We start from the raw sequence: 19,744 nt of genomic DNA, 5'->3' as shown, positions 1-19,744 counted from the left end.
CCACAAAACGGTGACGTAGCTCTGTTGTCAGGAGGAGGAGAGAGTCCACTTTCACAGACCCATCATTCGAGACGTACGGCACACAGCCAATCGACCACTGTCGGTTTATCAGGAACTAACTGCAGACCGTTGAGTGAATTTGGCGGAGTAACAACCGACTTGTGCACACTTCTCTAAGTTAGTAATAACCAAATGACCGGGACACAGGCCGCAGTAGATGACACACGCGAGTTCGAGTTCGTCCTGCAGTTCGACGCAGGTGCCGATAGCCTGATGGACGTGTTCAGGCAGCATCAAAGCCTCTCCGTATGGTCATCGGCCATCTTCGTCGGTGACGACCACATGTGGCGACTTGACCACGCGAAAGGGACGCCCGAGGCTCTGCGTGCGTTCGACGAGGTCTTTCTGGACGAAGACCGCTGTAACGAGTGTTTCGACGTCGTGAGCTGTGAGACGGCGCGGACGTACCACGTGCTGGACCGCGGGGAAACATCTCGGACAGTGTACACGCTACGTCGTGAAATCAGCGGCTGTCAGTCGCTACCCAGTTTCCTGCATCGGCACGTCAGTGAGGGGACGATCTTCGAATCTCGACGGACGGGCAACGAGTACCGCTGGCGCGTTCTCTATCCGGGGTCAAACCCAATCGGCGAGGTGTACGACAAAATCGAATCGAGCCTCCGCGACGGCGTCACACTCTCAGTGTCACATATCACCAGTGCCGGAAACTGGAGGGCCACCGAACGCGTCGCGACGGACTTCTCGCCCCAGCAGTGGCGGGTACTCAAAGCCGCTGTGACCCACGGCTACTACGAGCGACCGCGAGAGGTTTCGGTCAAGGATCTCGCATCAATACTGGACGAGCCCCGGTCGACCGTACAGTATCAGCTCCGGACTGCCGAGGACCGCATCGTCTCACAGTTTATCGAAGAAACCCTCTAACCGCGGAATGAGGGAGTGAAACGACTCTTCGAAGAGAACCGACTCAAGCTCGAAGCGGTCGAGACACATCACTTTGTGCCACGTAGCGACGAGTGGTGTCAGGGTGACCGCCGAATCCACTCGTCCGCGCTGTACTTCTCCTCTGCATGCTTACGTGCGCGTGCGAGTTCGTCGTCTGTCCACGACCCTGCCGTCGCATCGACCCACTCGGCCAGCGTCGACCGGAGCGTCTCGACGGCTTCGGCGCGGTCGATATCGGCGTATTCGCCTATCGCCCCGACGCGCTCGGTGAACTGTTCTGGGTCAGGGTCGCCAGTGAAGCAGCCACAGTGGCGGTCGGGACGCAGCGAGACGGACAGGGAGCCGTGCTGGATGACAGCGTCTTTCTGGCGGTACTGGGCGTTCCCGCTGAGTTTGCGGCCATCGGGACCGACGATGTCGTGGGCCGGATGGAGTTGCCGCAGGTAACAGGCCGGCTGGTGGACCGCCGACCGCTTGTCGTCGGCAAACGACGCGTCGACGCCCATGCGCTCGAACGCGTCCAAGACGGGCTCACAGAACTGTTCGTAGCAGTCCATGAGGTCGCCCGGCACAGCGTCGGCCGGCGCGATGATGCCGTAGGAGATATCCGCTGTGCTGTCGTGATAAATTGCGCCGCCGCCGGTGGGTCGGCGCGTCACTCCGATATCCTCGCGCTCGCAGAACGCCCAGTCGATGGTGTCGGGGTCCTGCCCGTAGCCGAGCGAGAGCGTATCGGGCCAGGTGTACACTCGCACCGTTGCCGGACCGCCATCGGCGGCGGTTTCGGCAGCGGCTGCTTCCAGCGCCATCGTCATCGGCCCGGGTCGTGTTTCCTCGCCGATGACGCGCCACTCCAGGTCGGCCAGTGACATACTCGGGCTTCGTGACGCGATGCGATATGAATTGCGGGCTAGTAACGATTGAAAGAGGTAGTGTGGTCGTAATTTGTTCAGAGAACCAGAAAGCCCCCTCGCGGACGACTCGTCTGACTCCGTGCGCTCCTCGCTTCGCTGCGGTGCTACTGTCGCCAGACTCGTCCTCCGCTCGGCCCCTTTCAGTCCACCCACAGCCGGTTGGACAAGAAATACTGGGCGGGACTGAAAGGGGCGACCGGCTGAAGCTGTAGTTCCACAAAAGACAGAATCGACTGCTATCCCTGAACGTTCCCGCAGTCGGTGCAGGTAAGTTCGAACCGGCCATCGGCGAGGGCGACACTCTGGGTCGTCTCCGCATCGCACTCCGGACAGTGTGCTCTCGATTCTATCTCGTCCCAGTCGTGGGTCGCGCCGGGCGCGCCGAAGGCCCAGCCGACGACGCGCTCGTCGCCGGAGTTGTATCCCTCCTGGAACTCGCCGGGTTCGAAGCGAATGAGTTCGCCGCCCGAAACGTCGACCTCCTCGCGGTCGAGACCGACCTCGAAGGTGGTCTGTCCCTGCTCGATGTAGAACACCTCTTCCTGATCGTGGTGGCGGTGGAGGCTCCCAGAGAAGGAGTCGCCGGGGTCGAGTTCGAAGTAGTTCGCCGCGAAATGCTCGGTCCCGAGTTTCCGGGAGACTGGCTTACGGATGTCGTGTACCTGCATCGGGTTCCGTTCGACCGGTACGTCGTCGATAGTTACTGTGTCCATTGTCAGTGTCGTCCTGAGCTGGGCCACCGCTGGCCCTGTGGTGTGTTCGCAATCCGGCATTAGAAGGCACTGTTCAAGAGTTTATAGTTTTTCGGGAAGACAGTCGGCCGCCTCAACGGTTCCCGAACAGCGCGGACTACGCCGTCGATTCGGGCCGTTGTTCGAGTATGTCAGCCATCACATGGGCCTCGGCCTTCCTGAGGTGTTCCGCGGCAGTTCCAGGTGCACAGCCGAGTTCGTCGGCGATGTCGTCGACGCTCCCCTCCCGAGGGTTGCCGTAGTACCCACAGTCGACGGCGGCGGCGACGGCCTCGAACTGCCGGTCGGTGAGCGCCGCCCCGGTGTCGAGGCGTCGGCTGTCGTACTCCCCGACCTCGCGGACATCGACGGAGACGCCGTCGGGAACCGTCTCGACGGCCTGCTGGACCGTCCCGCCGGGACCGACCAGCGTGAGCTCGGTTGTGCCGTCGGCGCGGTACGCGACCGGCGAGACGATGACCAGACCGGCCTGCGTGAACGCGTTGATGAGGTCCGTATCGGCGTCGGTCGGCCGACCGCGCACGTACAGGTAAAACGAGTCATCGGGGCAGGGTGAGATGGCGTACTCCTGAACCCGCGGGGCGTGTTTCAGGGCTGCACGGTACGGTTCGACCGGCCAGCCGTCGACGTGAAAGAGCAGGGTCTGGACCGCGGCACCCATGTCGTTCCACCGGAGGAGATAGCTCGCTTCGTAGCCGTCGTGGTCCATCACGAACTGGTGCATCGGGTGGCGTATCTCGGGCTCCATCCACAGCGAGAGCGAGACGTATTTCATACCGGCCGGTTCCACGGCCATATTTAAAATAACCTCGGGCGTGAGGGGATAGGCCGAGGAGTGCAGCCGTCGAACAGCCGATTACTGAAATGGCCCAGACAGCCCACCATACCGACGACATCCACCCGCTTGTCGAACCGGTTGCCGACCATGTTCTCTCTACTGAGCGCCACGAGAACGCCCCGGCCGTCGTCATCCGTGCGGACGAGGTACAGACCGTCTTCTCGACGCTACGAACGGAGGCCGGTCTGGACCACTGTGCCTGTGTTACGGCCCAGGAGTACGCCGACCGGTTCGAGACGGTCTATCATCTGCGGCGCTACGACGACCCGACACAGGAGCTATCGGTCGTTGTTCCGACAGCCACGGAGTCGCCAGGCAGCGAGTCCGCCGCGCCCGTGTATCCGACGGCGGCGTGGCACGAACGGGAGGCCTACGACCTCGTCGGCATCGAGTACAAGGACCATCCTGACCTCCGGCGTATTCTCCTGCCCGAGACCTGGCAGGGCCACCCGCTTCGCCGGGACTACGATCAGGACCAGCCACAGATCGTTTCCTTTCGCGAGCACGAGCGTCTGCTCGAAGACCGTCGCGAGGGGCCGGAGACGATGCACCTCAATATGGGACCACATCACCCCTCGACCCACGGCGTCCTTCACCTGAACGCCCAGCTCGACGGCGAGCAGGTGGCGGCCGTCGACCCCGATATCGGCTACATCCATCGCTGTGAGGAACAGATGTGCCAGCAGGGCACCTACCGCCACCAGATTATGCCGTATCCGGACCGCTGGGACTGGGGCGGAGCCGGGCTGTTGAACGAGTGGGCCTATGCCCGGGCAGCTGAAGACCTCGCCGACATCGACGTGCCGGCGTATGCCCAAGTCATCCGAACGATGGGCGGCGAACTCTCGCGTATCCTCTCGCACATGCTCGCGCTCGCGACCTACGCCCTGGACGTGGTCGGGGAGTTCACCGCCGTCTTCCAGTGGGGAGTCCGGGACCGCGAACTGGTTCAGGATGTCCTCGAAGACCTCACCGGCCAGCGGCTGATGTTCAACTACCTGCGGCTGGGCGGCGTCGCCTGGGACCTGCCCGAGCCTCGCGAGGCGTTCTTCGAGAAGATCCGTGCGTTCCTCGACGACCTGCCCCGCAAGCTCACGGAGTACCACGACATGCTCACCAGCAACGAGATCCTCCAGCTCCGGACGGTTGACACGGGTCACCTCTCGGCCGAAACCGCGAAGGCCTACGGCTGTACTGGCCCGGTTGCGCGAGCCTCCGGCGTCGACTACGACCTCCGCCGGGACGACCCCTACGGCTACTACGACGAACTCGACTGGTCGGTCGTCACCGAGCAGGGCGGCGACAACTTCTCGCGCCTGCTCGTGCGCCTGCGCGAGGTTGAAGAGTCAGCGAAGATCATCGGCCAGTGCGTCGACCTGCTGGAGGACTGGCCGGAGGACGACCGTGAGATACAGGCGAACGTCCCCCGCACACTTCGGCCCGACCCCGATGCCGAGATCTACCGCGCCATCGAGGCCGCGAAAGGAGAACTCGGCATCTACATCCGCTCGGACGGGACAGAGACACCGGCGCGGTTCAAAATCCGCGGCCCCTCTTTCTCACACCTGCAGGCGCTGTCCGAGATGGCTCGCGGTGAATATGTCCCCGACCTCGTGGCGACGATAGGCAGTCTTGACACCATCATGGGGGAGGTTGACCGGTAGGCCAGCAGCTGCCCGGTCCGACTGTAGCCAGTGAGTTTTGTATGCCGGGCACGTATGTCCGGTGATGACTGAACAAGCGACGTTCGCGGGCGGCTGTTTCTGGTGTACGGAGTCAGTGTTCAAGCAGATTGACGGCGTGACTGATGTGGTTTCGGGCTATGCCGGCGGGCACGTCGCCGACCCCAGCTACGAGGCTGTCTGCCGTGGAGAAACAGGCCACGCCGAGTGCGTACAGCTCACCTACGACCCCGAGAAGGTGAGTTACGAGGAGCTCCTCGCGGTCCACTTCACGACACATACCCCGACGACAAAAGACCGTGAGGGCAACGACGTTGGGACGCAGTACCGCTCGGCCGTGTTCTACCACAACGAAACCCAGCGCGAGACTGTCGAAGCCTTCATTGAGGAGGTCCAGCCGGGCTACGATAGCGACATTGTCACCGAAGTCGAACCGCTGGAGACGTTCTATCCCGCCGAGGACTATCATCAGGACTACTTCGAGAAGAACCCGAATCAGAGTTACTGCCAGTTGACTATCCCGCCGAAAATAAAGAAGCTCGAGGAAACGCACGAGGAGCTCCTACGGGCTGACTAGCGGGACTAAATCAGTTGGAACAAAACATATGTTTATCCAATCCATATCTTATGACGCTGTCGCGTACCTACGACAGCCCATCCACAGACATCTGGTGCTGGATGGTGGTCGCCGGCACACACACCGGCGACCGTTCCCGAGAACTGACGATATTGTTGAGCCGAAATCGCCGTCTGTCTCTGACAGAACAGGTCAGTCACCGGGGTGTCCCGCGTGAATATCCAGGCGATAGTACTCGGTGCACATGGGCTTGTCGCTGTCGTGCTTGTTGGGTTTGGCGTTCTCGCCGCCGCGAGCGGCGACCTCATTCAGTTCGCGCTGCTGACTGCTATCGGAGTAATGGTGGGTCTGCTCGGGCGGTCGGTCAGTCGGTTGGCTAACCAACTGTGACGGCATCAATGCTAAACGGGCGCAGTCACTATACAGGAATCAACTGAAACATATGTCGAACACAGACAGGGGTCTCTACTGATGGGGTTCAATAAACAGGACCGACTGCCGATGGCCGCCGCGGTCGTCGTCGTTGCAGTGTCGAACATCGTCGGTTTCGCTCTTACACTTCCGGTGTATGTGACGATTTTAGCCACTCCGCTTGCGCTACTGGTGTTCGGGGTCGTTCGGTATGTGCTGTACGGCAGTGCAGTGCCAGACGTGCTGTCATCGGGCTGATGGTCCAGAACCTCGAACTCACGGTCAGCGTCGACGAAGCAAGCGAGGGCATTGCAGTGCCGACAACGGTCGGGACACGTATCGGACTGGGTGGCAACGGCGCAGTACTCATCCGGAAGCAGCGCGGGCAAGTGCAGGCCGCGACCGTACGGCAAGCGGACTCAGTTCCGACGGAGACGGCCCGTATCGGTCCACAGGCCGCCAAGACGCTCGGGCTTCGAGACGGTGATCGTGTCACCGTGGAGGCGGCTGACCCGGCGGTCGCGACGCATATCAGCGTCGCCCCGGTCCCGCAACTGTCAATCCGGGGCGGTGAGGGGCTTGTCAGGGACGCGGTCGGTGATCGCCCGCTGCTGGGCGGCGACACCGTTACCGTCTCGTTGTTCGACGGGTCGCTAACGGTACCAGTGCGTGTGGTATCGACACAGCCGGCGGGGCCTGTCACCCTCGTGGATGACACCGTGATCGAGATTACTGACGGGCCGGCTCCGAGACGGTCAAACAGTGGCCTCGACCCGCTTTCGGAGGGAGCTGTCGGCGGGTATGCCGACACAGTTGCAACGCTTGAAACCGCCGTTTCGACGGCATTGCTGGCGTCAGACGACGTTCCCGGAAGCGTTCGAAACCGCGCTGGCGTATTGCTCGTCGGTGCTCACGGGGTCGGGAAGACACACCTTCTACAACACGTGGCTTGGCTCGTGGACGCGACAATACACCCTGTCGACGCTGGGCGCCTGCTCTCACTGGACCAGGACGGAGCAAGAGCGTATCTCGACGATGTCGCACGGGCCGCACAGGGAAGTGAACGCGGGATCGTCCACATTGATGGGCTCGATACGGTGTCGGCTGATGGCGGTGATAAAATGCGGCTACTGTTGCGCCAGTGGCTCGACGACATCTCGACGCTCGACGGCGTCACCGTTGTCGGCGAAGCGACCAGTGAGGACGATGTCCCCGTTGATATCGTGCAGGCGACACGGTTGTCTCGGACGGTGACCGTGCCGGAGCCGAGTCGCCGAGACCGGGCTGAGATTCTGACAACGGTCGCCACTGGAGCGAGGGTAAGCGCGGAAGCGGATCTCAAAGCGACCGGGGAACAGGCGTTTGGCTACGTTGCGGCAGACATCGTCGCGCTCTGGCTGCATGCGGTGGAAGCGGCAGTTGCCCGGGAGGGCGCTGGCGACGATCCGGTGGTCGTCTCAGCAGCGGACCTCGAAGCGGCCCGCGATGCAGTCGAACCGAGCGGTATCCGTGGGACAGTGCCAGAGATTCCGTCAACGTCTTTCAGCGACATCGGCGGTCTCGACGGGCCAAAGCGCGAACTCATCCGGGCCGTCAACTGGCCGCTGACGAAACCAGACCTGTTTGACTCGCTGGACATCGACCCCCCAGCCGGGGTGTTGCTGTACGGGCCGCCAGGGACAGGGAAAACGATGCTCGCGCGAGCAGTCGCATCGACAAGCGACGCGAACTTCATTCCGGTCAACGGGCCGGAACTGATGAACAAGTACGTCGGCGAGAGCGAGCGAGCAGTCAGGCGGGTGTTCGACCAGGCGCGGTCGAACGCCCCCTCGATCGTGTTTTTCGATGAGATCGACGCGCTGGGGACGACACGAAGCGACGACACCGACTCCGGCGCGAGCGCCCGAACGGTGTCACAGTTGCTCACGGAACTGGACGGAATCGAAGGTCGGGAAGGGGTGACGGTTATCGCGACGACCAACAGGCGCGACCGGCTGGACGACGCGCTGCTCCGGACGGGGCGTTTCGACCGTATCGTCGAGGTCCCGCTTCCCGACGCGGCCGACCGGGCCGAGATATTCGACGCGCATATCGGTGACAGGATAACGGGGCAGGTAGACCTCGAAGCGTTCGCCGCACGCACGGCCGGATACAGCGGCAGCGACATCGCTGCAGTCGTCAGAGAGGCGGGACTGCTTGCCATCGAAGACCACCTCAGGGCCCAGGACGACAGCGACCGATCACACAGGCCGATCAGTTTTCGGGAGTCACACCTCGAAAAGGCCCTGCAATCCGTCGACCCGTCCGAGGAGGATCAGACAGACGAAACCACCCACCGGAGCTAATCAAGCGTCCGCTGTCGGTGAAGCGTCAGCACGGAGATAACGACGCCAGCAAGTGCAACTGCCTCTATTGCGAGCACCAGCCAGAACGCCGGCCGGAACGCCAGTCCAAACGACCGGAACACTGGGAGGATGAACAATCCCACGACTGCGAGTCCGGCCGAGAGAACGAGTCCCGTTAGTGATCGAACACTCAGTTCCTTCGGCGTCGTTGGCTCCTCACTCATGTGCGTATCAAACGTACGTATCGTTGGTGCGGCGTATAAAAAAGCCGATGAGCGCTGGATGTCCGCTAGTCAGCGGCTTCAGCGGACGGCGTCGGGGCGGAGTCGCCACCGACGATTGCGCGACTGCGCAGCAGGATGAATCCGAACCCGATCTTCGCGGTCAGGTCCAGAATCATGAACAGCAGGGTTTCGCCGAACAGGCCGACGAGTCCGAGTCCCTCGGTCCCAACAAGCCACGCGACGGGGTAGATAGCCCACGCGACGAGGATGATGTTTCGAAGGACGTTGAACGTCGACTGTGCTTCTTCGCTGGCATCGCTCGCGGCCTCGCCGACAACGACGACGAGGTAGTACAGGACGAACAGCATCGCGATGGTGCTGATAGTCCAGAAGGCGTACCGGGCCACAGGCACCTTCATCAGCGTCGCGGCGAGGCCGGTAACGATCATGAAGGCGTCGATGGTGATGAGCGACGCCATGTCGCGGTTGCTTGCGCCGGCCAGGAGGCCGATATCAAGCAACAGCAGTGGCGTCGTGAACAGCCAATCAGCGTACCGCGCCCAGTACACGTCGATGACCCGTCCGTTGACGAGTTCGACCTCCGTCAGGCCGAACCCGAAGAACATCGACAGGTACGACGACGCGGCGATACCTGCGATAAGGATGGTGATGACGTAGAACTCCTCCTGCTCGGGGTCCTGAACGTCCCATCCTTTGGCCATGAAGTACACCATACCCAGCAACATCCCGACTGTGCCGAGTGCGAGCCAGATTCCTTCGCCCTCTACACCGAGACTTGACACCTGGAGTGGCAACATCACACCTATACTAAAGGCTGGATATAAAAAACAGCACACCCAAATTGATACGTGTATGATTGATAGCTATCACTTTTGCCGGGACAGTTGAGCAATGTTCTCAGGGTAAGCAGGAACAGTAATGTATATTTGGTGTCTGTGGGGAAGTGCTGGCACACCATAGCAATAGTTTACATAGTGACTAGTCATCTCAGAATGAGCGATAGCTGACGGAAAATACGTCGTCATTAGGTATCTTTTTAAGCGCGCGCACGCGGGCGCGAAGAGTATCCACGCGCACTGGGTTATGAGCGAGCGGAAATCAGCCGATATCCCGCTGAATTGGCAGTAGCTTAAAACATATGTCCGGCCTATATTACCATATGTCGGATGAGGCCGAGGCGACAGAAAGCGAGGCAGAGGCAGAGGAGTCAGCTACTTCGCAAGCCGAGACCGAGACAGAGGCAGTTCTTGATGCAGATGCAGCGGCTGCAACACAGTCGACAGCGGAACTGCGGGAGGTTATCGATGAGCAGCAAGAGCAGATAGAAGAACTCGAAGACTTGCTTCTGGACCTCTCAACGCGGGTCGCAGACGGGAACTCTATGGGAGTCTGTCCTGACTGTCACGGTCCAGTCATCAAGGTCAGTCCATGGTTCCGCTCAGCGAAGATCAAATGCACCGACTGCGAGCGTGTGTTCCACGAGTATTGAACTGGTGCAGGCCGGGGAGACGAATCGGATCTTGTCCGTATCCTTCGTCAAGAGAGACACTGAAATGCCGGTGGGTCATAACAGTACTGTGAGCTTCGAGTACACGACGGAAGTCGAGGTCCGGTACACTGACATCGACACGTACGGCCACGTCAACAACGCGACGTATGCGACCTACTTCGAGGAGGCTCGCATCGACTACCTGCACGACGTGGTCGACTGTGGCGAAGCGCTGCTCTCGGGCAGCGAGTCGGGCACTGGCATGGTCATCGCGAACCTCGAAGTTGATTACATCCAGCCCGTCCAGATCAGTGACTCAGTCGCCGTCGCCGTCCGGGTTCCACGTCTCGGCGGGAAGAGCTTCCCCTTCGAGTACGAAGTCCGGACCGACGACGGTGTGGCTGCAACCGGGGAAACAACCGTCGTTACATACGACCGCGACACAGAATCCTCGCGCCCGATTCCCGAAGACTGGCGGGCGGCGATCACCCAGTTCGAGGGACTGTAGCCACAGCCGATGGCGTGGCGGCATCCGTGTTGTCTCGCTTGCCCTGCCAGCCATCGGACTGACCGGTGGTTTTATTTTTTATCAATATGTTGTAGTGAAAACATATGGAATATACGACCGACCTTGGACGGCGCGTTCTCCTTGCTATTGCGGGGGTAGCACTCTTTGTCGTGGTTGGGCTCGTCCTGTCCCAGTTCCTTCCGACGCTCGTGTTTACCGTCTTTCTGTACTACGCCAGCCGACCGATTTATCGACGGCTCGAGTGGCTCCCGCTGCCCGAGTCGTTCCTCGGTCGGACCGTCCCCTACCAGAAGCAGATCCATGCGGCAGCCACGATTTTCTTCTTCCTGTTACCGTTCGTGCTTCTGGTCGGCTACACGATTGTCCTCATTGTCCCCGAGCTACAGTCGTTCTTCGGCGAAGGCGGTCTGGGCACAGCGTACATCTCGCAGTTTCAGGAGCTTCAGGGTGGTTCGCTGCCGGGACCGCTCGCCGACCTCGGCTTCTCAGAGGTGCTGGCAATGGGGCCGAATGAGGTGACCGACCTGTTGCGAAACGCGACAGTCCAGTCGTGGCTGGGACGTGTCTCCGATACGCTCATCGACTCCGTGAGTATGCTTACGGCGCTACTGCTGCGCGTGTTCATCATGTTCGCCGGAACGTACTACTTGCTTACCGACGGACCGCGGCTTGTCGGCTGGTTTCTTGACACCTTCGACGGGTCTGGTGTCCTTCGCAACTATGCGGCGGCGGTCGACGAGGAACTGTCCTCGATCCTCTTCGGGAACATCTTGAACGCACTGGTCACGGGCGTCATCGGGATTTTCGTGTTCTCGCTGTACAATCTAGTCGCTCCCGGCTCGGTACAGATCCCGTTTGCACCGCTTGTCGGCGCGCTCACCGGCATCGGCAGCCTCATTCCAGTGGTCGGGATGAAAATCGTCTATCTGCCCGTGGCTGCACTGCTTGCGGTCTCTGCGGTCGTCACAGGACAGACGGCAGCCCTGGCCTGGGTTGTGTTCTTCCTTGTGGTCACGCTGGTCGTCGTCGACACCATCCCGGATTTCCTGATCCGGCCATACGTCAGCGGCGATCTGACCCACGTCGGCCTGCTGATGTTCGCGTACATCCTCGGCCCTATTGCCTTCGGTTTCTATGGCATCTTTCTGGGTCCGATTCTGCTGGTGCTTATCGCCCAGTTCTTGCGCATCATTGCCCCCTACGTCATCACCGGTTCGGTCGAAACGACCCAGACCTCCCTCTCCGACTACGACTCCACGGAGTCCTAGCCGCTTGCGAGCCTGGCTCTGGCTGTCCCGAAGTCGAGACAGCGGCTGTCCGTCGTCGAGTCGACCCGGTCGAGCCATCGCAGTTCCATCACCGAGAGCCGGTAGTGACACGCCGACGGTTCGAGCCGCTGCCAGTAGATGTACCGGACGTCGGGCACCGACTCGCTCTCCTCGTAGGCCTCCGGAATGTCGGTCGTTTCGAGGTCTGACATCGGCACCGGCCCCGGCGTCTCGACGGGTGTGAAGACGAGCCCGACGCTACCGAGGACCGCAACGTTGACCACGAGGACCAGCGCGAGAGCCGCGGCGAGCGCCTGCCGCCATCGTCGGTCACGTAGCGTCGTAGCGACTATCCCGACGCCGATTGCGACGAACACGAGCCCCGTGATGAGGTCGGTGTAGCCGCCGGTCTCGAAGTCGACGAAGAATATCAGGAACGCGAACCACGACGCGCCGATCGGAATCCACCAGTCGGCGCGCCCGACGAGGCCGTCGTCGCCCGTGAGCCAGCACCGGGCGGCGTGCGCGATGCCGAGGCCGCCGAGCAACACGAACGGCGACGCCCACTTGAAGTGGACGACGCCGGCGACGAGTCGGGTGAGCACCGACGCCTGTTCCTCGGTCTGTAGCGGCACGAGCAACACCTGAACGACCATCTCCGATGCCGAGTGCCAGACGAGAAACACCGGTGCAAGCATGACGACAGTGAAACCGAGGCCGCCGGCGACGACACGTTCGAGCGCCCGCAGGTCCCGTTGCTGGATGGCCAGTCCAACCACGATGAGTGGGAAGATGGCCGCGGCCTGCCAGTACCCGACGCTGGCCGCCGCGGCCACACCGCTCAGTGCCGGATATTCACGCGTGTACAGGTATATCGCCAGGAGTCCACAGAGGACGAGGAGGTACTTTGCCTTGAACCCATAGGCAGGCCGGACGGCGAACCCCGGCAGCAGGAACATCGAGAGGCCGGCCAGTGACGCAGCGACATCGTCGCCGGTGATGTCGTAGACGAGTATCACGACGAGTCCAACGATTCCACACACCGCCACGCTCATCAGCGCTACGCTGAGGAGGTGGAGCCGGTACATGTCGCCGCCGGCAAGCATCGCCAGAGCGCCGGTCGTCTCGTAGGATAGCGGGAGCTTCGGCTCCCAGGCGTCGACGTACAGCCGGCCGCCACGGGTCAGATACCAGCCGAGATGCTGGAAGATACCAGCATCGGGAGCCATCGGAGGCCGGGCGGAACCAAGTGTGATTGTCAGTACGAAATAGAGTTCGGCACCGACGGCACACAACACCGGAAACGCGAGCCGACGGTCGTGAGGATTGAACGCAAGTGAGCGAAGCCGGTCTCTGAGCTGGTCTTCGTGTTGTCTGCTCACACGGCATAGTTGCGTTTAGATAACCAAAAGTAGAGAGTAACTTAGTGGACGTACAGTCGGCGAACGTATTCATTGTTCGCCTTACATATACTGGCACCGTGGTTAGGAACGCATTTTCGAGTTGATGCCCAGCTTACCGCTTCTGTCAACTGCATCGTGAAGAGAGTTTGCGATCAGCTAACGCCGTTTTCCGGCCCCATCAGCTGCATTTTGAGATACAGAAACGGCAGTACAGTAGCGATAGTAGTCGCATAATGTCCTTCTGAAGACGTGAGATTCTGCAAAAGACGGTCTTGTTCCACGAGCAATCGACTGCAGTACGGTCTCGGTCACAAAACACGGAATCCAGTAGCGGGTGGTCGGGCAGACGATAGATACTGGCGCGACTGTCTTGGGCGGACCGTCCGAACACCACAGTGCCGCTAAACCCATTTGCACCCAGCCAACCCCGGTGAAAACGCTTGTCGTCCGCCGATACAACGGCTGGGCTGAGACCGATATAAGTGATTTTGTATAGCGCTAAATGGTTTATTAACCTATCCAGCCAACGCGTCGGCCTTTTACCAGTCCATCGAGTAAAGAACGCTAATGGTCCAGAACGTGGCTTCAGTGATGGCGGAGCTGGAACCCGAGGACTTCCATCTGCTCTCCGGCGTCGAGCAGGGGATGCGGTTCTCGGAGTACGTCGCCCGCGAGAAGTTGACCGAGTTCTCCCGGCTGACGGCGGAAGACGTCGACTACCGGCTCGACCGGTGTGCGGACCGCGGGCTGGTCGAACGGAAGACCATCCAGTACGAGGGGTTCAAACTCACTTTCGAGGGGTACGACACGCTCGCGCTACACACCTTCGCCGAGCGCGACACCATCGAAGGTGTTGGTTCGCCGCTGGGCGTGGGCAAGGAGAGCGACGTGTACGAGGCCCAGTCGTACAAGCCGGTAGCCCTGAAGTACCACCGCGAAGGGTACACCAATTTCCGCGAAGTAATGAAAGAGCGAGAGTACACCGCCGACCGCGACCACGTCTCCTGGCTCTACACCGCCCGGAAGGCCGCCGAGCGGGAGTATGATGCCCTCGAAACGCTGTATCCCGAGGTGTCGGTCCCGCAGCCGGTCGATACCAACCGACACGCCATTGTGATGGAGAAGATAGATGGCGTCGAACTCTCCCGGACGAAACTCGAAACGGAACAGGTACTGCCGATTTTAGATCTCGTGCTCGAAGAGATGCAGACAGCCTACCGCGAGGGGTACGTCCACGCGGACATGAGCGAGTACAACGTCTTCGTCACGAACGAGGGCGTCGTGGTCTTCGACTGGCCCCAGGCCGTTCCGACCGACCACGAAAACGCCCGGGAACTGCTAACTCGCGACGTCGAGAACATCGTGAGCTATTTCGAACGAAAGTACCCGCAGGAAATCAGCGATGTAGACAGGGATGCAGTCGCCGAACGGCTGGCGACCGATGCGTTCGATTCTATTACTGAGTTTACTGAGTAGGACGTTTTAGCCGCTACTTACCCGTATCTGGCTGTTTATCGACGAGTCGGCGGTGAGCAACGGTTCTCTTGATAAATTATATAACGCGATATCAAATGTGGCAAACTAACCGAGTCGATTCAGCACAGCGATGACGGCGGAGACCACTTCCGATAGTGAGGTGGAGTGCCGTGTGATGGGCGCACTTCTCTGGACGGCAGGCTCGACTGGTCCGTTTACCGGCGACGCCGATTGAATTAGGGCGTCCTAAAAACCGCAGAGGTTTTATATTATTAGGCAAGCCTAAAACATATGGCAGACGACGGTACTGAGTGCGGGGCACAAACGGGGGGAGACCCACGCAGAAATCGATGGGGGGTCGCTTCCTACTGTCGAGGGCGCTATCGACAGCGTTCGCGTGGTGCCGACGCACATTGCGGGCGTCGTTCCGAGTTTCCAACGGCGAGCGGTCGCTCGGCCACCCGCGCTCTACCGACACCATTGGGGGGCGTCTGCCTGATGAGGGGTGACAGCAATAGCGAAATAGTAGGGCGGGGGAAACGCCCGCAGCGGTCGCATGCCCGACTGTGGGCGTGGGCCGCCGCGGTACTCTTCGGGACCGGTGAGCAGTCGACTGGGGAGTCGACGACAGGGACGTCTACAGGCGGCGGGAATCGGATGGATCCGTCGGAGCGATGAGAACGGCACCAGAGTATCTGCTGGCGATATACATCGCACAGCACCGGGACGAACCACCTGTCGCCCCGGGAGAGCTAGGGGAGATGCTTGATCGGTCTCCGGCAGCGGTAACGGAGATGTGCCAGCGGCTCGCAGAGGAGGGTTTCGTGACCTACGAGCCATACGATGGGGTGACGTTAACGCCATCGGGGCGTGAGGAAGCAGCGGAGTTACACGAGGCGTACGTGACCGTCTCGTGGTTCTTTCGGGGGGTCCTCGACCTCGACGACCATGAGGCGGAAGCGATGGAACTGGCCGGTCTAGTCAGTCCGATGGTGGCGGAGCGACTGGCCGCCACACTGCCCTGCGACGCCGAGCCGAGACAGAGACAGGACGTTTCGGAGACAGGTTCGGCGGCACCAGACGAGGACACCGCCTGAGTAGCGACTTCGCAACAAGGCTATTTTAGGTCACACGAAAAATAATAGAAGTGGGATACTAATTGTTTGGCGAGCCAAAATTATTGGCTCTGAAGGCCTGTGAACCGATATTTTAGGCATACCAAAATAGACATATTTATGATATGACGGTGCGTATGTAGGATTGTTATGAGCGCTGAAGGACTCGAACGACAGACGCGTAACTACTTGAGCAACAACGTCCCGCAGATCCAGCAACACGGCGGTAACTTCGAAGTCCGCGACATCGACGAGAGCGAAGGCACGGCGACCGTTGCCATCGGTGGTGCGTGCTCGGGATGTGGCATCGCCCCGATGACGATGAAGGCAATCGAACGCCGACTCCCGGAGAGCGTCGACGGACTCGAAGACGTCGAAGTCGTCCGGTCCGGCGGCCCGCGCGCGGCGGTCATGCCATCCAAGACTGACGATATGGAGGAGATGGACGAGTACGAGGATTACAGCCCTCCGTTCTGAACCGCCCCCCGAACCTGAATCCCAACGGTAGGTGGCGGCCCCAGCGTTGACTGGGGCTCAGTTCTACTCATACCGGGCAGTCCGTCGTCAGGACAACGTGAAGCACCGGCTGCACGTCTCGTCTCCTCTAGTCGTGGTCCCGAACAGCGGGATGTCACAGAGAGTGGCGTCGCACCGTTCGGAGCCCAGACACCGACGGCGTTTGACCGGGGATGTCTCAGCCGCGTGTCTGTATCGGCTCCGTTTAGCGTGCTCCGAGACTGTCGCACACCAGTTGTTGATTGGCTCCGGACGCCGTTATGCTATAAGTGTGTGGGAAGGCAACATAACGCATAACTTTCGAGGTCAACGGGAATGCCTTATGACCCAGCTGCAGACGCGAGTACAGTGACGCGACGGCGTGTCCTCAAGACAGGAGGCGCGGCAACAGTAATGGCGCTCGCCGGTTGTAGCGCCGGCAGTGACGGCGGCGGGGACGGTGAAAGCGAGGGTGGCCAGAGCCTCGACCCGGTCCGGGAGCGGGCAGCGGTGTCCGTCGACGAGATTCAGGAAGGCGGGACACTCAGGTTCGGCCTCGGTGCGGGTATCGATTCCTTCGACCCGTCATACAGCACCAGCGCGCCGGCCGGCAACGTCCATGGACTCATCTACGAGGGTCTCATCACACAGGACGCCGCGGGGACTGTGTACCCGTGGCTCGCGAAGACGTGGGAACGGATGGACGTCCAGGAAGTCGAGGACGGGGCCTACGAGCCGTACATGGTGTCGGCGGAGACAAACGACGAGGGGAATCTCGTCGCCGACGACCAGATAATCATCAGGAACCCCGAAGCCGGCGAGGTGCTGACAGTCAACGAAGCGCCCGACGCTGTCGCGGACGGCACCTACGGGATTCAGTATCGGGCCGAACTCCACGAGGGCGTCACGTTCCACAACGGCGAGGAGATGACCGCAGAGCACGTCGCCCGCTCCTACGAAGTGCTCGAGAACTCCGCCATCTCCGCACAGACTTTCGACTCGTTCCTCTACGCTGAAGCGGTCGACGACTACACCGTCGACATCTACGGCCAGGAGCCCGACGCCGAGGCCGACAGTCAACTGCCGACGACGGTCTACCCGATGGAGCACATCGAGGAGTACCCCAATACCGGCGCGGACCCGCGCAACGACCTCACACCCATCGGGACCGGCCCCTTCGAGTTCGAGTCCTACGAGGCCGAACAGCGCGCCCAGTTCAGCACGTTCGAGGACTACTGGCTGGACGACCTCGGCTTCGACGCGCTGGAGTGGTGGGACGGCCCGGAGGGGTTCCCGACGAGCCCGGTCGTCGACGATGTCACGGTTTCCATCGTCACCGACGACGCGACCCGTGCGGCCGCGCTCAACAACAACGAGATCGACCTCACATACGGGCTCACGAGCGACACCTACAGCGAGTACCGGAGCGCGGAGGACTACCGGCTCAGCGTGACCAACGCCGGCGCGTACAACTTCCTCCAGTATCCCGTCACCGTCTCGCCGTGGGACGACCCGCGCATTCGCCGGGGCGTCAATCAGCTGATTCCCCGCGCCCAGATTGCGGAGAACATCTACAACGGGTACCGGAACCCGGCCTACACGCCGCTGCCCGAACTGGCCGCCGAAGAGGGGTCGGCCGACTACGAGGCACTGGTCGAGGAACTGCGCCCACAGACCGAACAGGACACCGAGGCCGCGACCGAACTGCTGGGGGAAGCCATCGATGACCTCGGCGTCGAGACGCCCATCGAAGCGACTATCGAGACCAACACCTCCGATGACCGCGTGCGGGAGGCCGAGCTCATCGCTCAGGTGATGAGCAACACGGAGTTTTTCGATATCGGCGTCGAGACCTTCGAGTTCACGACGTTCGTCCAGCGCATCCTCGGCCCGGAGTACTACCAGCAGGGCAACATCGTCCTCATCGGCCTCTCAGGGACGTTCAACCCCGGGAGCTTCTACGACGCCGTGAACTCCATCGACAACTTCGGGCAATGCTGTAACTTCCAGCGGGTCGATACGCCGGACCTCGACGAGATCGCGACGGAGGCGCGGTTTTCGGTCGACGCCGTCGAGGACCCGGGGTTCCGCGGTGAGCAGTACGATCAGGTGTGGCGGGGACTCATCGAGCAGGCCCCCAACAGCTACACCGTCTTCGGGACGAACGTCTCGTCGCTGTCGACCGATTACGTCGGGCACAACACCTACACGTTCTCCGGCGGAATCCTGCCCTACGGCCTGCACGACCCGACGGACCAGCAGGTCGCGTATCTGGACCGGGAGTCATGAGCCTCAGACGATTCATCGCGGTTCGCGTGGCCGCGACAGTCCCGATACTGTTCGGCGTCTCGGTCCTCACCTTCGCGCTGGTCCACCTGACGCCGGGGGACCCCATCGACCAGATGGTCGCACTGAACCCACAGATTTCGGCGGCCGAAGAGGCGGCGATACGCGCCAGATACGGGCTCGACGGCCCCGTCTGGCAGCAGTATCTCACGTGGATGGGCAACGTCCTGCAGGGCGATCTCGGGACGGTCATCAGCGTCGACCAGCCGGTCCTGCCCTACATCATGGCCCGGCTCCCCGAGACTATCGCGCTGGGGCTGTTCGGCTGGGCCATCGCCCTGCTCATAGCCATCCCGGCCGGCATCTACGCGGCGGTCAACAAGGACACGCTGGGCGATGACCTCTCGCGGGTGTTCGCGCTGTCGGGCATCTCGCTGCCGAACTTCTGGCTCGGGCTGATGCTCATTCTCGTGTTCGCGCTCTGGCTGGACCTGTGGCCGGTGCTGGCTCCGGATAAGCCGCTGCTTTCGGCCGATATGCTGTGGTATCTCGTCCTCCCGGGTGTCACCATCGGGACGGCGTCGTCGGCGACGCTGATGCGCGTGATGCGGTCGTCGATGGCCGAGGAGCTGAACAAGGAGTACGTCACGGCGGCGCGGGCAAAGGGGCTTCCCGAGCGAACAGTCGTGTTGAAACACGTCCTGCGGAACTCGCTCATCTCTGTGACCACCATTGCCGCGTTCCTGACCGCGAGCATCTTCGCCGGGGCCGTCGTCGTCGAGCAGGTGTTCGCCTGGCCCGGCCTCGGTCGGGCCTTCGTCGGGGCCATCGTCGGCCGCGAGGTCGACCTCATCATGGCAATCACGCTGTTTACCGGCGTGACAATCATCCTCGCAAACCTGCTTGCAGACATCATGTACGCTGTGCTGGACCCACGAATCCGCTATGACTGACCT

At 61.3% G+C, this 19,744-nt stretch carries 20 protein-coding genes; 13 read left to right on the top strand and 7 right to left on the bottom strand.

The genetic code is table 11. From position 1 onward, the window contains the following. The first annotated feature begins 192 nt into the window (after positions 1-192). On the top strand, positions 193-942 hold the full coding sequence (locus C437_RS00890; protein ID WP_004514997.1) for a helix-turn-helix domain-containing protein: 750 nt from the start codon (positions 193-195) through the stop codon (positions 940-942). A 98-nt stretch (positions 943-1,040) separates the two neighbouring features. On the opposite strand, the gene C437_RS00885 is transcribed toward C437_RS00890, so the two are convergent. The 3 genes from C437_RS00885 to C437_RS00875 all read right to left on the bottom strand — a co-directional run bounded on the left by C437_RS00885 (position 1,041) and on the right by C437_RS00875 (position 3,404). Next, positions 1,041-1,835, bottom strand: coding sequence for a lipoate--protein ligase family protein (locus tag C437_RS00885; RefSeq protein WP_004514996.1), 795 nt, complete (start codon positions 1,833-1,835; stop codon positions 1,041-1,043). Positions 1,836-2,113: 278 nt separating this feature from the next. Then, on the bottom strand, positions 2,114-2,590 hold the full coding sequence (locus tag C437_RS00880) for a cupin domain-containing protein (RefSeq protein ID WP_004514995.1): 477 nt from the start codon (positions 2,588-2,590) through the stop codon (positions 2,114-2,116). A gap of 136 nt (positions 2,591-2,726) precedes the next feature. Next, on the bottom strand, positions 2,727-3,404 hold the full coding sequence (locus C437_RS00875; RefSeq protein ID WP_049919561.1) for a helix-turn-helix domain-containing protein: 678 nt from the start codon (positions 3,402-3,404) through the stop codon (positions 2,727-2,729). Positions 3,405-3,493: 89 nt separating this feature from the next. Between C437_RS00875 and C437_RS00870 the strand changes: the two genes are divergently transcribed. Together C437_RS00870 and msrA are read left to right on the top strand one after the other, a co-directional pair. Continuing rightward, positions 3,494-5,131, top strand: a complete 1,638-nt coding sequence (locus C437_RS00870; RefSeq protein WP_004514993.1) for an NADH-quinone oxidoreductase subunit D — start codon at positions 3,494-3,496, stop codon at positions 5,129-5,131. A gap of 64 nt (positions 5,132-5,195) precedes the next feature. Further along, positions 5,196-5,726, top strand: coding sequence for a peptide-methionine (S)-S-oxide reductase MsrA (msrA, locus tag C437_RS00865; protein WP_004514992.1), 531 nt, complete (start codon positions 5,196-5,198; stop codon positions 5,724-5,726). Between the two features lie 192 nt (positions 5,727-5,918). Here msrA and C437_RS00860 read toward each other — a convergent pair whose 3' ends face one another. Continuing rightward, entirely contained in the window at positions 5,919-6,122 is a 204-nt protein-coding gene (locus C437_RS00860; RefSeq protein ID WP_049919546.1) for a hypothetical protein, read from the bottom strand. Positions 6,123-6,197: 75 nt separating this feature from the next. On the opposite strand from C437_RS00860, the gene C437_RS00855 reads away from it, so the two are divergent. Further along, the gene (locus C437_RS00855; RefSeq protein ID WP_004514990.1) at positions 6,198-6,395 is read left to right on the top strand and encodes a hypothetical protein; all 198 of its coding nucleotides are present in this window, start codon (positions 6,198-6,200) and stop codon (positions 6,393-6,395) included. Beyond that, on the top strand, positions 6,395-8,482 hold the full coding sequence (locus C437_RS00850) for an AAA family ATPase (RefSeq protein WP_004514989.1): 2,088 nt from the start codon (positions 6,395-6,397) through the stop codon (positions 8,480-8,482). The genes C437_RS00855 and C437_RS00850 overlap by 1 nt, the downstream gene beginning before the upstream one ends. Here the strand turns inward: C437_RS00850 and C437_RS00845 are convergent. Both C437_RS00845 and C437_RS00840 read right to left on the bottom strand, forming a co-directional pair. Continuing rightward, positions 8,479-8,706, bottom strand: coding sequence for a hypothetical protein (locus C437_RS00845; RefSeq protein WP_004514988.1), 228 nt, complete (start codon positions 8,704-8,706; stop codon positions 8,479-8,481). The two genes, C437_RS00850 and C437_RS00845, sit on opposite strands and share 4 nt — an antisense overlap. A 65-nt stretch (positions 8,707-8,771) precedes the next feature. Next, complete coding sequence (locus C437_RS00840; protein ID WP_004514987.1) at positions 8,772-9,524, bottom strand: bacteriorhodopsin; 753 nt, start codon at positions 9,522-9,524, stop codon at positions 8,772-8,774. 362 nt (positions 9,525-9,886) lie between these two features. Here C437_RS00840 and C437_RS00835 point away from each other — a divergent pair, with 362 nt between their 5' ends. The 3 genes from C437_RS00835 to C437_RS00825 all read left to right on the top strand — a co-directional run bounded on the left by C437_RS00835 (position 9,887) and on the right by C437_RS00825 (position 12,013). After that, positions 9,887-10,216 (top strand): hypothetical protein, encoded by a 330-nt coding sequence (locus tag C437_RS00835; protein WP_004514986.1) that lies wholly within the window; start codon positions 9,887-9,889, stop codon positions 10,214-10,216. A gap of 88 nt (positions 10,217-10,304) precedes the next feature. Beyond that, the gene (locus C437_RS00830; protein WP_004514985.1) at positions 10,305-10,724 is read left to right on the top strand and encodes an acyl-CoA thioesterase; all 420 of its coding nucleotides are present in this window, start codon (positions 10,305-10,307) and stop codon (positions 10,722-10,724) included. Positions 10,725-10,828: 104 nt separating this feature from the next. Continuing rightward, positions 10,829-12,013, top strand: coding sequence for an AI-2E family transporter (locus C437_RS00825; protein WP_004514984.1), 1,185 nt, complete (start codon positions 10,829-10,831; stop codon positions 12,011-12,013). On the opposite strand, the gene C437_RS00820 is transcribed toward C437_RS00825, so the two are convergent. Then, positions 12,010-13,242, bottom strand: a complete 1,233-nt coding sequence (locus C437_RS00820; protein ID WP_049919559.1) for a DolP-mannose mannosyltransferase — start codon at positions 13,240-13,242, stop codon at positions 12,010-12,012. The genes C437_RS00825 and C437_RS00820 overlap by 4 nt on opposite strands. Before the next feature lie 741 nt (positions 13,243-13,983). Here C437_RS00820 and C437_RS00815 point away from each other — a divergent pair. The 5 genes from C437_RS00815 (at position 13,984) to C437_RS00795 (ending at position 19,741) form a co-directional block, all read left to right on the top strand. After that, on the top strand, positions 13,984-14,892 hold the full coding sequence (locus tag C437_RS00815; protein ID WP_004514982.1) for a serine/threonine-protein kinase RIO2: 909 nt from the start codon (positions 13,984-13,986) through the stop codon (positions 14,890-14,892). Positions 14,893-15,566: 674 nt separating this feature from the next. After that, complete coding sequence (locus C437_RS00810; RefSeq protein WP_004514981.1) at positions 15,567-15,989, top strand: metal-dependent transcriptional regulator; 423 nt, start codon at positions 15,567-15,569, stop codon at positions 15,987-15,989. 168 nt (positions 15,990-16,157) lie between these two features. Continuing rightward, positions 16,158-16,484 carry a NifU family protein gene (locus C437_RS00805; RefSeq protein ID WP_004514980.1) on the top strand — a complete coding sequence of 109 codons (327 nt, stop codon included), beginning with the start codon at positions 16,158-16,160 and terminating at the stop codon, positions 16,482-16,484. A 432-nt stretch (positions 16,485-16,916) separates the two neighbouring features. Next, complete coding sequence (locus C437_RS00800; protein ID WP_004514979.1) at positions 16,917-18,791, top strand: ABC transporter substrate-binding protein; 1,875 nt, start codon at positions 16,917-16,919, stop codon at positions 18,789-18,791. After that, positions 18,788-19,741 (top strand): ABC transporter permease, encoded by a 954-nt coding sequence (locus C437_RS00795; protein WP_004514978.1) that lies wholly within the window; start codon positions 18,788-18,790, stop codon positions 19,739-19,741. Before C437_RS00800 ends, C437_RS00795 begins: the two co-directional genes overlap by 4 nt. Positions 19,742-19,744: the final 3 nt, after the last annotated feature.

Source organism: Haloarcula vallismortis ATCC 29715 (assembly GCF_000337775.1).
In the GTDB taxonomy this organism is placed as follows: Archaea; Halobacteriota; Halobacteria; order Halobacteriales; family Haloarculaceae; genus Haloarcula; species Haloarcula vallismortis.
The sequence above is the reverse complement of the archived record's forward strand: the minus strand, read 5'-3'. Positions and strand labels throughout refer to the sequence as shown.